We start from the raw sequence: 14,000 nt of genomic DNA, 5'->3' as shown, positions 1-14,000 counted from the left end.
TCAATCTATTACTTATATGTCGCATATGATATCACAATGATACACTTATTATAAAAATAACGCGTTCAAGGCATTAATTCATCCTTAAACGCGTTAAATTTTAATTTAATTGATATTAATTTACAAATGTGAACATGTCACTTAACTTTTTAGCGGCGCCTTCTGTAAACATGCGCTCTAAGTTGTCTTGAGAATCTTGCGCACTACTTTTAGATACTTTATTCATCTCTTGTTCATATTGTTTAGCTACTGTCATTTTATCAGTGTGCTCGTCTAGAGATTTCACAAATAAATAAGCATCATACAATGCCATATTTACACCTTCACCAGCAAATGGACTCATCAAATGTGCGGCATCTCCAATTAGTGTAATAGATTGATTTGTTTCCCATTTAAAGCCAATAGGTAATCTATATATTCTTCTAAACAAGATATTATCGCTCATATTTTTTATATAATTTAATAATTGCTCATCCCACTGTTCGAAGTCACTCAACAAACGTGCTTTCAATTCATCGTGCGACATTTGTTTATAATCTTCTAATTCAGCTTCTGCCATTCTGTAAGATACATAAACTTTAATGCTGTCATCACCATTTAATTGTGCTAACAAACCTTTATCTTGGTCTAAAGCCATCATTTTTCCATTCTTATTGTATTGTAACAACTGCGGGTAGTGTTGGCTCACTTCTTCAACGTTAATCTCCACCATGCTAATACCTGTATATTCTATATCTACATCAGATAAATAAGGTCTCACTTTAGAAAATGCACCATCAGAACCAATCACATAGTCAAATTGTTCTTGGTAGCCATTAGAAAAAGTAACTTCACATTTGCTATCAGCAAATTGCTTTAGACTTTCAAACTGATAGCCATACTTAATTGCTGATGGATCAATGTGACTACGAATTAAATCACATAGCACTCCACGATCAATTTCAGGTCGATCACCTTGACCATCTGCATCGTCTTCATAATATACTTTACCAGTTGCATCGACAATCTTTGTATCTTCACCTTCAAATCGCGCAAGCTTATTAAATTCATCAATAAGCCCCGCTTCCTTCAGAGGTATTTGTCCTGTATCCCCATGTATATCTAATGACCCACCTTGCGACTGATGATTTTGACCATTAGATTTTTCAAAAATAGTAAACTGATAACCACGTTGTTGAAGTAACAGTCCTAGCATTAAACCGCCAGGACCTCCACCAATAATTGCAATACGATTCATTTTGTATTCCCCACTTACAAATATTTAGATTTAATATAAATCTTCAAGTTCTTTCTTCGTACGTTCGACAAATTCATTAAATTTGCGTTTTTTCTCTTCATCGTTAAATGACTCTTTACTCTTGAGCATAAACGTTCTAAATAAATCCTGTAATTGTGCTCTAGATTCTTGCATTTTGTCAAAATCCATATGCTTTAATTGTTCTAATCGAGTCAACATTGCATCATTCATATTTTCATTTAAGAACGTTTGTCCCTCTTCAGTAATCGTATACACTTTCTTCTTACCATCTTTCGAAATTGATACAAACTCTCTATCTTCTAGCATTTGTAATATAGGATAAACTGATCCAGGACTAGGTGAATAGAATCCTTTAAACTGTTCTTCTAAATCTTTGATAATTTGATAACCATGCTTTGATTCTTGCTGCAACATTTTTAAAATTACAAACTGTAAATTACCTTTTTTGAAAAATCTTTCCTTACCCATTGCTGCCATTGCACGAGGATCAAATCCATCCATACCTCTACCAAAACCAAAATCTTCTCTATTCATCATCTTATGTGCAAAATGTGCGTGTCTTTTGTGAAAATGTCTTCTAAACATATTAATCTCCCTTTCTTATTTCGATATATCGAAATTATAAACGATATATCGAAATACGTCAACGATATATCGTTATTTTTCTTTCTTTTTACACTAAATGATTTGCAAAACAGCGAAACCACGGGCTTTTGAATGAAATTTTCCAATAAAAATAGTCCTTAAATGAATAAACACATTTCATTTAAGGACCTAATATTTTAAATTACATGTCAGAATATATTGCTATTAAACAAACTACATTATCCAAAGAAATTGCTCGCTCTGTTTAACACAAGATGTGCTAGATTAACCATTTTGCTTTGCAAATGCTTTACCAATATCATTTAATTTTTCAGGGGCATCGTGCATACCCATCTTAACTTCAATGACATGCATACGATTAGGTTGCAGATTAATTTCATTGAAAGCATGTTGTAAACTCACACTTGAGTCAACTTCGTGTACTGATACGGTTTCGTTACCACCAAAGGCACTAGGCAATGCTTTATAATCCCACATTGGTATATCGTTATACAACGCATTTTCACCATGAATTTTACGCTCAACAGTATAGCCATCATTATTTATAATAAATATTACTGGTTTCAACTGTAGTCTAATCATCGTTGCCATTTCCTGTACTGTTAATTGTAGCGATCCATCACCAATTAACAATACATTTCGTCGTTCTCCATCAGCTAATTGTGAACCTAAAGTTGCTGGTAAAGTATAACCAATTGATCCCCATAAAGGTTGACCAATAAATTTATTCGTTTTCGTTAATGCTAAATCATAGGCACCAAAGAAAGATGTTCCTTGTTCTGCAATCACTACATCATCACGATTTAAAAAATCTTGCATCATTTTAAAATATGTTTGTTGTGTTAACGGTGTATCATCTAATACATCATCATTTGGCACAGGCTTTTTGAACATAGGATAATCTCCATTGAAGTGAAAATCTATGCTCTGTAAACCTATTAATAAATCTTGTAAAGCTACATTATCATCTCGTGTTTCGTTCATTTTAAAGTTACGATGATTTAACATAATTACATCATCTATATCAAATTGATATGAAAATCCTGCCGTTGCAGAATCTGTTAGCTTAGCACCGATATTTAATATCGCATCACTATGATCCACATAGTATTTAATACGTTCCTCAGCAATTGAACCATCATAAATGCCCATATAATATGGACTCTCCTCATTAAAAGCACCTTTACCCAATGATAATTGGGCAACTGGAATACCCGTCTGATTCACAAATTGTTCTAATAATTCATGCAAACCGAAACTATTAATCTCGTGTCCTGTAATAATCACTGGTCGTTCCGCACTATTTAATTTCGCTTGAACCATGTCGATATATTGAGAAACATCAGCAGGTTTGCTCATTTTATAGTGATAATCTTCCATCACTTCAATCTCTTTTGCTGCAACATCAATTGGTAAATGTATGTGTACAGGTCTACTTTCAGTTAATGCGGCATTGATAACTCTTGGAATTTCCAATTGTGCATTATCCTCTGTAATATATGCTTGTGTAGTCGTGATTGGTTCATACATTTTGCGATAATCATCAAAGTTACCTTCACCTAATGAGTGATGCACATATTTCCCTGCTTGTTCCACTGCTTGTGTAGGGGCGCCCGTAATTTGAATGACTGGCACACGCTCTGCAAATGCACCCGCAATACCATTAACAGCACTCAGCTCACCAACACCAAATGTAGTTACCATTGCACTAATGCCTTTCATTCTAGCATAACCATCAGCAGCGTAACTCGCGTTTAATTCATTCGTATTACCTATCCATTCCATATCCGTTCTACCGATAATATCATCTAAAAACGTTAAATTAAAATCTCCCGGAACACCAAAAACCTTATCCACGCCAACATTACTTAAACAGTCCATTAAATATTGTCCAATACGTCTTCTCATAATTCATTTCCCCTTTTTATCTATATTGAATTACACTTCCAAAATAATAAAAATGAAACAAAAGGTCAACTATATTGACTTATTTAAATTGTGAAACTTTTTATTTTGCACTTATCATTTATCAATAAGCAATGAACTATAATCATTGCCAATTTACCTAGCACTGGAGTAATAAAAAATGATCACTGATGTTTATTTCAACATCAATGATCATTCTATCTTTAAAAATGTGATAATAAGCATTTTATTGGCTAACATCCTACATATTCCAATATGCAATGGTGGATTTGTAAATCCCTATATTTACCAATAATGCCAACTTATTAATATATGGGCTGTATATTTAGACAGACATGCTTATCTCTAAGTAGATTAACTTTAATTTGTCACGTATGATACGTATGACATTGACAATTTACAATGTAATCATACTTTAATTTACCTTTAAACCATGGGTTAGTGTGCGATAGCATTAGTCTTTATCAAAATCATCTTTTAGATGTTTAATTTCTGCGTATCCTTGTCTATGAGAAGCAAATTCTTCCATGATAGCGTACCAATCATTCCCGACCTTTTTTTGAATATCTTGAAATAAATCATTTTGAGCTTTATTTAATTCTCTGACCAATTTTGTTCCTTTATCCGTAGCATATAATGCTTTAACACGCTTATCATGTTCCGTTTGTTTCTCTATAATATATGCTTCGTCTTTTAACTTTTTCAAAGCAGCATGGCTACCCTGTTTAGAGATTTCCATACTTTTCAATAAATCCTTTATAGTAATCCCCGGTACTTTATCTATGAAAAATAAGAATCTATGATGTTGACGATTCAATCCATAAGCCTCAATAATTTCATCAGCTGTATTGATAAATGTTTTATAAGCAAAATAAAACAACAGATTCTCATAATCATTATTATTTTCTTGCATGGCTTACCTTCCTTTTAATTCAATATTTCTTCTTATTTATATTATGCCATCTATCAAACTATTTTGGTCTCCAATTTATAATCACATCATTGTTCAGTCCTACGAAAATAAAAAGACTAACATAAGACATTTCAAATGTTAGTCACCATTATTTTCGCTTTACATAATAAAAATACACTGATTCTATCGTTATGACAATATGATTCTTTCACGTTTTTCTATATTTGTAAGTTTATCCATCAAAATCGAAAGATAAAGTACACAAAAATCATTTAAAATTACAATAATGAACATGTTATTTTATTTAAATCTTCATCTTTTAACCCGTTATTCATTTCTTGTTTTTATCTCTGGAATAATTTCTGTTTCAATTAATTCCTTATAAAGTATCTTATTTTTGTAGTGATAACATATAAAAACTGCGCTTGGTTTGTAAGACACCAGAGGGATTAGGATGCGTGTCGTGACCGAGGAGCGACCTAGCCTCTATGTAAGTGAGCAAAAACAAGCCCACCAAAGGTTTTGATCTTTGATGGGCTTCATGCTGGGATTGATGTCCCAGACGCTTCAGTATTTAACAACGTATAATACACAATGCGTTGTTAAATTTTAATTATGCAAATTATTGTTTTTTGTCTGAATCAATTTTATCTGAGAATTTATTTAACTGTTTCTCAGCAAATGATTTACCACCGATACCGAATGCGATAGCAAATGCTACAGCAACAGCACCTAGGATTAATAAGAACGCAACATTAACAATGCTTTGCGCAAAGTTTAATTGATCTAAAGTCATGAATACAGAAACAATAATCACTAAATACTTAACAATTTCAGCTAACATTGCGTTACCTGTTGATTTATTAATCAATTTAGAGATTAAATTGCCGCCAATTAAACCTAATGCTAAGATAATCACTGCTGAAATAACTAATGGTAAATAACCAATGATTGCTTCACCAATTTTATTTAACACTGATAAATTAACTGTATTCAAAGCTTGTACAGTGAAGAATAAACCAATTAGCGCTGTAATAACCCAGCCTGTTGCAGTTGGTATATCAATGCTGTCTTTATTTTCGCCGAAATTAACATATTTATTAAAACGACTCACATTGAGACTACCTAGAATATTTTTCACTAATGTACCTAACACTTTGGCAATAAAAATACCTAATACCAATATAATGACAGCTACAATGATTTTAGGTGAGAAATTAAGTATACTACTCATCATACCTTTAATTGGTTTAGATACTGATTGCATATTCAATGAATCAAATACTGATGGTAGGAATAATAAGAATACTAAGAAATAAGCTAATTTACCGAATGTTTGAATAATACCTTCTGATTCAGATTTGCCCTTTCCAGCATCTACTAGACCTTTCTTTTGTAACCACTCTTCAAAACCAAGTGCACCTAATCCTTTTACTATAACTTTTTTAACAATAACTGCAATTATCCATGCAATTAGTAAGAATATTAATGCACCAATGATATTAGGGAGAAAGCTAATAATACTATCCACTACTCCCATCAAAGAACTTAATACTTTATTCATGATAATTCGCCTCCTTTTTTGTCAATTTACCCTAGTAAATTCTAAATAATCTTATTTTATATATTTTTTAGAAAAAACTTTTAAATTTAGTGATAAATTTCAGAGGAATTGTATTTCATGATTTGTAAGTGAATGAATTATAAAGAGCGATTTGAATTTTAATTATATATACATTTGAATCACATACACTTTTTATAAATGCTTAATCTTCAATAATATCGGCACCAGTTGCCCTTAATTGCTGAAGGCCATCTAGCATTTCATTGATTACATCATCACTGTGGCGTTCCCATGTTGCTAACTCTCCTACTATCTTCAAAGGTGCTTTCGACCGATAAGACCTTGTAGGATTCCCTGGAAACTTTTTATCCGTGACATTTGGATCATTCTCAAATTCACCTAACGGCTCAACAATATAAATACGTTCATCTTGAATTTCTGCTGTGTTAGAAAGCGCAACTGCTAACTCTGCACCCCATTTTGCCGCTTCCAAAGTAGCAGTGAAATAGATATGATTCATTATTCTATCTTGATAATTTGATTGTCTTTTGGGCACTAATAAATCACCAACATTTAATTGAGCTTTTGTTCCATGAAAAAACGGACCATTATCAATCACCGATTCAACTGTATTATTTGCCATCGCACAACACTCCCTCATTTTTATTCGATAATGAGTATAAAACGATTACGTAAAAACTAATAGCCTTTTTCTCAAACAAATTTTAGCGTATAATGAAAGCAAAGGTAATCATAAATATTCAATGCTTGCATCTTAATTTAGTACATCATTACATATTATTTTATAAAAATAACCCTTAAATGAATGTTCAAATTCATCTAAGGGTTTTGTTACTAAATCTAACTAAATCTAACTAAATCTAACTAAATCGACTTAATTAAATTAACTAAATGCTGTTTCTGTCAAATACATCTATTCTTACAATCTTGTCATTAATCTCTTTCCAAATGTATCATCGCATCAGCTTTATCAGTAAAAATACCTGTAGCGCCCCAATTCGCAAGTTGATTGGCACGTTCTTTTTTATTTACTGTCCAAACATTCAAATCAAATCCTGCATTACGAATCATTTCAACACGATTTTGCGTCAACTTCGCATCTTCAATATTAACAATCTTAGATCCACAGAAATCCAAAATTGTTCGCCAATCTGCTTTAAAGGCAACCGCCTTAAATATAACTGCTCTACGGTACTGTGGCATGTATGTTTCCGCAAGCTTTAATAACGGTATGTTAAAGCTTGAAATCATCACATCAATGCCATCTTCAAGAGAAGCAAGTTTCTCAGCAACTTGTTGCACCATACTTTCAGACAAACGTGTTCCGTCCGGGCCAGAAACCCCCTTCAATTCAACATTTATATTCATATGCGTTTCATTGGCAAATGTAATCACATCATCAAATGTAGGAATCTTTTCATTTTCAAACTCCGTACTATGCCAACTGCCAGCTGAAGCAGATTTAATTTGGTCATATGCAACTTGCGTTATTTCACCCTTATGATTTGTAGTTCTCTCTAAAAAATCATCATGCACAATAATTAATTGTTCATCTTTCGTGATAGCTACATCTAATTCCACCCATTTCAAACCTCGTGTAGAAGCAGCTTCTTTGAATGAAGCAAGTGTATTTTCAGGTGCCTTACTCGGTAAACCTCTGTGACCATATATCGTAAACATAGATTCTACTCCTTCAATATATTATTTATAATCATGATAAACATGATAATACAAATAATCAAAATAAATGCGATTGCTTAGTTATCATATATACTAGATATAAATAAAGTACATTTATATCAAAAAGCGCAAGGATTGTTATAAACCTTGCGCTTTTTGAGTTATTTTCTTACTAATGCTAAAATACCTGCTACCAAAATTAAAATTCCAGATAAAATTCCGAAAAAGCCGATAAATATCATATTTAAAATTCCACCAATAATTAACAGAATCCCCATAACAATACGTTGTTTATTGATAATACAGCTTAGTATCAACGTGATAATACAGGTTAAGATTACAGCAGTTCCTAAGCCACCTATACTCGCACTATCTGCATCTCCAAATTCTGAACCAATTCCTCCAAGCATAATAGCGAATAGACCACCTAGAATTCCAAATACACTCCCCAGTATACCTAATATCATTTCCGCAACACGATTTGTTGGTCTCACATAATGATTATTGTTCATCTCACAATTCCTCCATTATTTAAATTTTTTATATCTCTTTATTCTGTAGTTCCTTTAGCATTTTCTTCAGGCATTTCACTATCATCAGCTGAAGTATCTTCACTTTCAGAGGATTCTTCCTCTTCTAATTCTTTCATGTCTTCCTCGTATTGCTTATCTATTTCATCCATTTCTTTTTCATATTCTTCTTCTTCACGCTGTAATTCTTCTTCTAGAGCTTTATCTTCTTCTTCTATTTGTTTGTCATATAATGCTTCTATACGATCTTCTAATTGTGTATATTCAATTTCTAAAACGTCATGATCCACATGATCCATCTTTTCTCCATCTGTTAAACTATTGTATTCATCAACTAAATCGTTATACATTTCCGCAGTATATGGTGTATCATCACTTTCTGTATCCTCACTATCAGATGTATCTTCATCAGATGTATCTTCTGTTTCAACAGGTGTTGATGTTTGACTAACGTTTCCTTTATTACCTTCTTTAATGTCAGATTTTTTAATTTTCCAACGTGCTTTTACACTTTCAAAGTTAGGGGTAGCATCCATTTCTAAAGTATACTCTTCACTATCTGGTACATCATATGTAATATAACCTGATGCAGTATTCCCTTTGTTTAATTGGTGAGTAAATCCATCATTTACATCTTCATTGCCAAACCATTCTTGATAGTTTTCATTATCCACTTTCATACTGAAATCAGTTGAATCCACTAACACCTGTTCATCATTGTTATTTTTAAACTTTAGATATACTTTAATTGCTTTTCCGTTTTCTGGTGCACTGTATTCATCATAATCATTTACAAATTCCACTTTTGTAACTTTTACATCAACACCATCAGCATCTATAACTTGTCCTATTTTAAAGTCCTTCATTTTCGAAGTTGCTTTAGCTTTATCAGATTTTCTCGAATTCTCTTCACTGTCCCTGTTATCGCTAGATGTATTTAAATTAATGTCACAGCCAGCTAATACAAAAATCCCCAAAACCATAATAATTAAAAACCTTTTTATTTAATCCCTCCACACATGTATGCATAACACCATCATATTATTTATTTAATCAACCTTCTATAATTCTATAATATTTTTAATTAAAATCAATATGTTTCCTTAAGATTTTTAAAATTTTAATTATTTTCTCCATAATTAGTTAAAAAAATAAGCAGACCCATAGGTCTACTTATTTTCCTAACTAATTGTCACTATTCCCTACCACTCTATTTCACGCTTTGAAAATAGTCGATTAAACTTTTCCTAGTCTGATTGATAATCGGGACGGATTGGTTTTTAGTTTTATAACAGAGTCCAATTTTTCTATTAGCTACGTAGTCACTGATTGGTATTTGTTTTAAATTCGCAATTTGTATATTTCGTAAATGCGGTAAAATTGAAATCCCTAATCCTGAACTTATGAATGCCGCAATTGTTATCGTTTCATCTCCTTCAAAGTTAATTTCAGGAACAAAATCAAAATGCTTAAACAATTCATCAATCTGTTCTCTCAACACATAATTTTGCTTTAATAGTATGAACTTTTCATCGTATAAAGCTTTGATCGAAATCTGATCATGGTGCGCTAATGGATGTGTGTCATTTAACGTGATGTATAATTCCTCTTCTAACAGTGGTTCAAATTGAGTATTAGGTGTTATTTCAGATACTGTAGTAACGATGATATCCACTTCTCCATCATCTAACATTTCTAGCAATTTTTTGGCATGATTTTGAATTAATTTCAGACGTACCTTTGGAAATTTCTTTTTAAAGGCTTTCAGAAAATCTGAAATGTATGTCACACCTACTGAATGCAAGAAACCAATCGTCAATTTCCCACTTTCAATATTAGTATCATGTGCGACTTGATTCTTATATATTTCCATTTCTCCCACAATATTATTCGTTGTATATAAAAAGTCTATACCATACTGGTTCAGCTTCAACTTTCTTCCGATTCTATTAAATAGTGGCACACCTAATTCCTTTTCTAAGTTTTTAATAGCTCTACTTAATGCAGATTGACTTACATTTAAAATCTTCGCAGTTTCAGACATATTTTCTAATTTAGCTAACTGTTTAAAGTATTCAAAATGATGCCATTCCATTTTAAAGGCCCTCCCTTATGCTATAAACGCATAAGTTATATGATAATTATGCATTTTTTAAATCATTATATACATGCTACGATAAATCTATCAACTAAAAGTGAGGTAAATTTCATTGGATTATCAAACAAACAATTTCGTAGAAAAAGGGACTAAGGCATATGCAAAAATTATTATTGCACTCTTTATCTCCGGGTTCACTATTTTTTCAATTCTGTATAGTGTTCAACCACTTATACCTCATTTCACAAAATCATTTAATGTTAGTGAGACTGTAGCAAGTTTAGCTTTATCTGTCACAACATTAACACTAGCGCTTGCCATGCTATTTTTTGGTGCAATATCAGAGGTTATTGGTCGAAAGCCGATAATGATATTTTCTGTGATTTCAGTATCACTATTAGCGTTATTGCAATCATTTATTACAGATTTCAATGTGTTTCTAATTATTCGTTTTATCCAAGGCATTTGTTTAGCAGGTCTCCCTTCTATTGCTATGGCATATATCGGCGAAGAAGTATCTGCGCGAAGTCTCCCAGCAGCTATGGGTATTTATATTAGCGGAAATGCTTTCGGTGGCGCATTCGGCAGAATATTTACAGGTATCATATCCAGTATATATGGTTACCAAATCGGTTTATTGTCCATAGGTATTATCAGTGTCATTGCTGCAATTTTATTTTCATTTTTATTACCAACTTCACAACACTTTGAAAAGCAACGCTTTTCAATTACAGAATTACTCAAAAGTTATAGCCAACACCTTAAAAATGTTAGATTGTTGAAGCCATTTATGGTTGGTTTTCTATTATTGGGCTGTAATATAGCTGCTTTCAACTATATCAGCTTTGTCTTAGCTTCAAAGCCTTATCAATTACATGATACAATTATTAGCTTTATCTATTTATTATTTTTAATTGGCATGTTGTCCTCAATTCTAAATGCCAAATTACGCCGCGCATTAGGCACATTAAATGCATTAAAATTCAGTATTCTACTACTTATTGTTGGTATTTGGATTACATTGTTACCACCGCTTCCATTTAAAATACTTGGTCTCGCATTTAGTGTTTACGCCTTTTTTAGCGGTCATGCTATTGCCAGTGCAGTCGTTGCAGGTAGAGCAGAACATCATAAAGCTCAAGCCTCTAGTTTATACTTGCTGTTTTATTATATTGGTTCTTCAGTTGGTGGTACTTTAGCAGGTTATTTTTATGGTATGTTTCAATGGCCTGGCGTCGTCGCAATGATCACTATATTTATGGCAATTGCCTTTATCATTTCGATGACTATTAAACAGCGTTGATTATTCAATTATTAATTACTGTTCTGATTAAATTCCTAATAACCAATAGTTATATTTTTAGAAAAAGCATCGCAACGCTAACTATAATTTTTTTAAAAGCATCACAATGCTAATAAGTTTTTCTACAAAGCAACAAGAGCGCTCATCTATCATGGTGGGCTCTCTTACTTTCATATATATTATATTCTGTAACATTATCACTTTTCATTAATTGCACTTAGCTCACCTCGTTAGAAACTAACTTTTTTAAAAATCTTTTTTACGCCCTTTAATTTTCAGAAAAATAAGTATAAAATAGACGCTATTAATGTCAGAAAATTCAAAATTATATATGGAGGTTATACACTATGAAAGCAAAAACGAGCTTATGGAAAGATTGGCGTCTACATGGCATCGTCTTCGTCATAATGATTATATCTGAATTCATCGGAACACATAAAATCCCTTTAGGTCCTACGTCACTCCTGTTATTACCAGTAGTATATGCCGTATTACTAGGTTTAGCCGTTTATTTCACACCAATAATTAAAAAGACACAAGCTAAACATGCGGAATCAATGGTTTTTATTTCTGTAGCGTTACTTATCGCGAAATTCGGTGTTGAAGCAGGTCCAGCTTTACCCAAAATTATCGCTGCTGGGCCAGCCTTAATACTACAAGAAATTGGGCACCTAGCTACTATAATCTTCGCATTACCACTAGCTTTAGTTTTGGGATTACGCAAAGAAGCTATCGGAATGACTCATTCTATTGGTAGAGAAGCAAATTTAGCTTTGATTACTGAAAAATTCGGCATATCGTCTCCTGAATGGCGCGGTGTTATGTCTATTTACATATTCGGAACCATATTTGGTGCTATTTTCTTTAGTATATTTGCTGGATTAATCATTTCTATTGTTCCACTAAGTCCACTTGCATATGCTATGGCATCTGGTGTAGGTAGTGGTGTTATGACAGCTGCCGCATTAGGTCCTTTGGTTTCAATGTATCCAGATCAAGCAAGTACGATCACTGCTTTTTCAGGGGTAAGTAACTTACTGACATCAGTGACAGGATTATATATCGGTATACTTATAGCTCTCCCATTAACACAAAAATACTATCAATTAATGATGGCCATAAAAGGAAAATTCAGTAGCAAAGGAGAAGAAATAGAATGACATCTAAATATTTAGACTGGTTTCTCACACTTATTGTTGTTGGGTTTATTTCACTTATCAGTAATTGGATCGGACAGAGTATAATGCCTTTCAAAGCATTACCTGGTATCTTATCACTTATGTTTATCGCATTTATAGGTTTAATATTACATCAATTACTTCCATTTAATGTTCCTAGTATCGCCTACATTGGCATTATTGGTTTAATACTCACAATCCCTGGCATGCCAGGTTCCTCATATATCGTAAAGTGGACTGAACAAGTTGAATTACTGTCCCTTGCCACGCCAGTTGTTGCATATGCGGGCGTTTCAATCGGTAGCTCTTGGGTCGACTTCGCAAAATTAGGTTGGAAGACTGTTATCATTGGCATTGTAATGTTAATCAGTACCTATCTTGGTGCTGCCTTAGTTGCAGAAATCATCTTGCGTATTCAAGGATTAGTATAATCCGAAAATAAAGCTCATCCATTATCACTTATTAAAAAAGTCTCCCTAATCCAAGTTAATGGTTAGGGAGACTTGCATCTATTTAATTATCTTGCTTATTTTTGTCATTGTTTTTTCTGCGTCTAGTAAACAATAACGCTGAACCAATTAGTGCCATCAGACTACCATAAGCTGTTGTATTCACAGCATCATTTTGTCCTGTTGATGGTAATTCACCTTGCTCGTGGTTGCTACCATTTGGTTCGTTCTCATGATCTGAATTCATTGATTTATCTGCATCGTGTTGTCCATTCAAGTCTTGCTCAATATCACTTTGTACATAATCTAATGCCTGACTATGACTGATATTACTTTGTTGGTCATTTGCAGTTCCATTATTCTGGTTTACATCTTGAGTATGATTTGTTTGTTCAATGTCTACATTTACTTCATTGGATGCATTACCATTAGCATCAATAGCAATCACTTTAATAGATTTCATTTTACTCAAAT

General features: G+C 32.7%; 14 protein-coding genes. 3 read left to right on the top strand and 11 right to left on the bottom strand.

Going from position 1 to position 14,000, the window contains the following annotated elements; translation table 11 throughout:
• Window positions 1-115 precede the first annotated feature (115 nt).
• The 10 genes from ACY191_RS02930 to ACY191_RS02885 all read right to left on the bottom strand — a co-directional run bounded on the left by ACY191_RS02930 (window position 116) and on the right by ACY191_RS02885 (window position 10,593).
• Window positions 116-1,237 (bottom strand): FAD-dependent oxidoreductase, encoded by a 1,122-nt coding sequence (locus tag ACY191_RS02930; RefSeq protein WP_229366478.1) that lies wholly within the window; start codon window positions 1,235-1,237, stop codon window positions 116-118.
• A gap of 30 nt (window positions 1,238-1,267) precedes the next feature.
• Complete coding sequence (locus ACY191_RS02925; protein ID WP_107512154.1) at window positions 1,268-1,843, bottom strand: PadR family transcriptional regulator; 576 nt, start codon at window positions 1,841-1,843, stop codon at window positions 1,268-1,270.
• A gap of 285 nt (window positions 1,844-2,128) precedes the next feature.
• Window positions 2,129-3,772: an alpha-keto acid decarboxylase family protein gene (locus tag ACY191_RS02920; protein ID WP_229366477.1), complete on the bottom strand. Its 1,644-nt coding sequence runs from the start codon at window positions 3,770-3,772 to the stop codon at window positions 2,129-2,131.
• 472 nt (window positions 3,773-4,244) lie between these two features.
• Window positions 4,245-4,703 (bottom strand): MarR family winged helix-turn-helix transcriptional regulator, encoded by a 459-nt coding sequence (locus ACY191_RS02915; protein ID WP_042740503.1) that lies wholly within the window; start codon window positions 4,701-4,703, stop codon window positions 4,245-4,247.
• Window positions 4,704-5,325: 622 nt separating this feature from the next.
• Window positions 5,326-6,267, bottom strand: coding sequence for a mechanosensitive ion channel (locus ACY191_RS02910; protein WP_042740504.1), 942 nt, complete (start codon window positions 6,265-6,267; stop codon window positions 5,326-5,328).
• Window positions 6,268-6,469: 202 nt separating this feature from the next.
• Window positions 6,470-6,910: an NAD(+)--rifampin ADP-ribosyltransferase gene (gene arr / locus ACY191_RS02905; protein WP_042740505.1), complete on the bottom strand. Its 441-nt coding sequence runs from the start codon at window positions 6,908-6,910 to the stop codon at window positions 6,470-6,472.
• Between the two features lie 311 nt (window positions 6,911-7,221).
• Window positions 7,222-7,968 (bottom strand): glycerophosphodiester phosphodiesterase family protein, encoded by a 747-nt coding sequence (locus ACY191_RS02900; protein WP_229366476.1) that lies wholly within the window; start codon window positions 7,966-7,968, stop codon window positions 7,222-7,224.
• Window positions 7,969-8,129: 161 nt separating this feature from the next.
• On the bottom strand, window positions 8,130-8,480 hold the full coding sequence (locus tag ACY191_RS02895; RefSeq protein WP_229366475.1) for a DUF4064 domain-containing protein: 351 nt from the start codon (window positions 8,478-8,480) through the stop codon (window positions 8,130-8,132).
• A 38-nt stretch (window positions 8,481-8,518) separates the two neighbouring features.
• Window positions 8,519-9,481, bottom strand: a complete 963-nt coding sequence (locus tag ACY191_RS02890) for a DUF4352 domain-containing protein (RefSeq protein ID WP_463269899.1) — start codon at window positions 9,479-9,481, stop codon at window positions 8,519-8,521.
• A gap of 227 nt (window positions 9,482-9,708) precedes the next feature.
• Window positions 9,709-10,593 carry a LysR family transcriptional regulator gene (locus ACY191_RS02885; protein ID WP_229366472.1) on the bottom strand — a complete coding sequence of 295 codons (885 nt, stop codon included), beginning with the start codon at window positions 10,591-10,593 and terminating at the stop codon, window positions 9,709-9,711.
• 115 nt (window positions 10,594-10,708) lie between these two features.
• Here ACY191_RS02885 and ACY191_RS02880 point away from each other — a divergent pair, with 115 nt between their 5' ends.
• The 3 genes from ACY191_RS02880 (at window position 10,709) to ACY191_RS02870 (ending at window position 13,508) form a co-directional block, all read left to right on the top strand.
• On the top strand, window positions 10,709-11,899 hold the full coding sequence (locus ACY191_RS02880; protein ID WP_229366471.1) for an MFS transporter: 1,191 nt from the start codon (window positions 10,709-10,711) through the stop codon (window positions 11,897-11,899).
• Between the two features lie 347 nt (window positions 11,900-12,246).
• Window positions 12,247-13,059, top strand: coding sequence for a DUF3100 domain-containing protein (locus ACY191_RS02875; protein ID WP_042740511.1), 813 nt, complete (start codon window positions 12,247-12,249; stop codon window positions 13,057-13,059).
• Window positions 13,056-13,508 carry a hypothetical protein gene (locus ACY191_RS02870; protein WP_042740512.1) on the top strand — a complete coding sequence of 151 codons (453 nt, stop codon included), beginning with the start codon at window positions 13,056-13,058 and terminating at the stop codon, window positions 13,506-13,508. Before ACY191_RS02875 ends, ACY191_RS02870 begins: the two co-directional genes overlap by 4 nt.
• An 82-nt stretch (window positions 13,509-13,590) precedes the next feature.
• Here ACY191_RS02870 and ACY191_RS02865 read toward each other — a convergent pair whose 3' ends face one another.
• Entirely contained in the window at window positions 13,591-13,989 is a 399-nt protein-coding gene (locus ACY191_RS02865; protein ID WP_463269918.1) for an LPXTG cell wall anchor domain-containing protein, read from the bottom strand.
• Window positions 13,990-14,000: the final 11 nt, after the last annotated feature.

The sequence above is a fragment of the Staphylococcus sp. TCBT05 genome, assembly GCF_055179755.1.
Note: the sequence above shows the minus strand (reverse complement) of the source record. Positions and strands in the feature narration are given on the sequence as shown.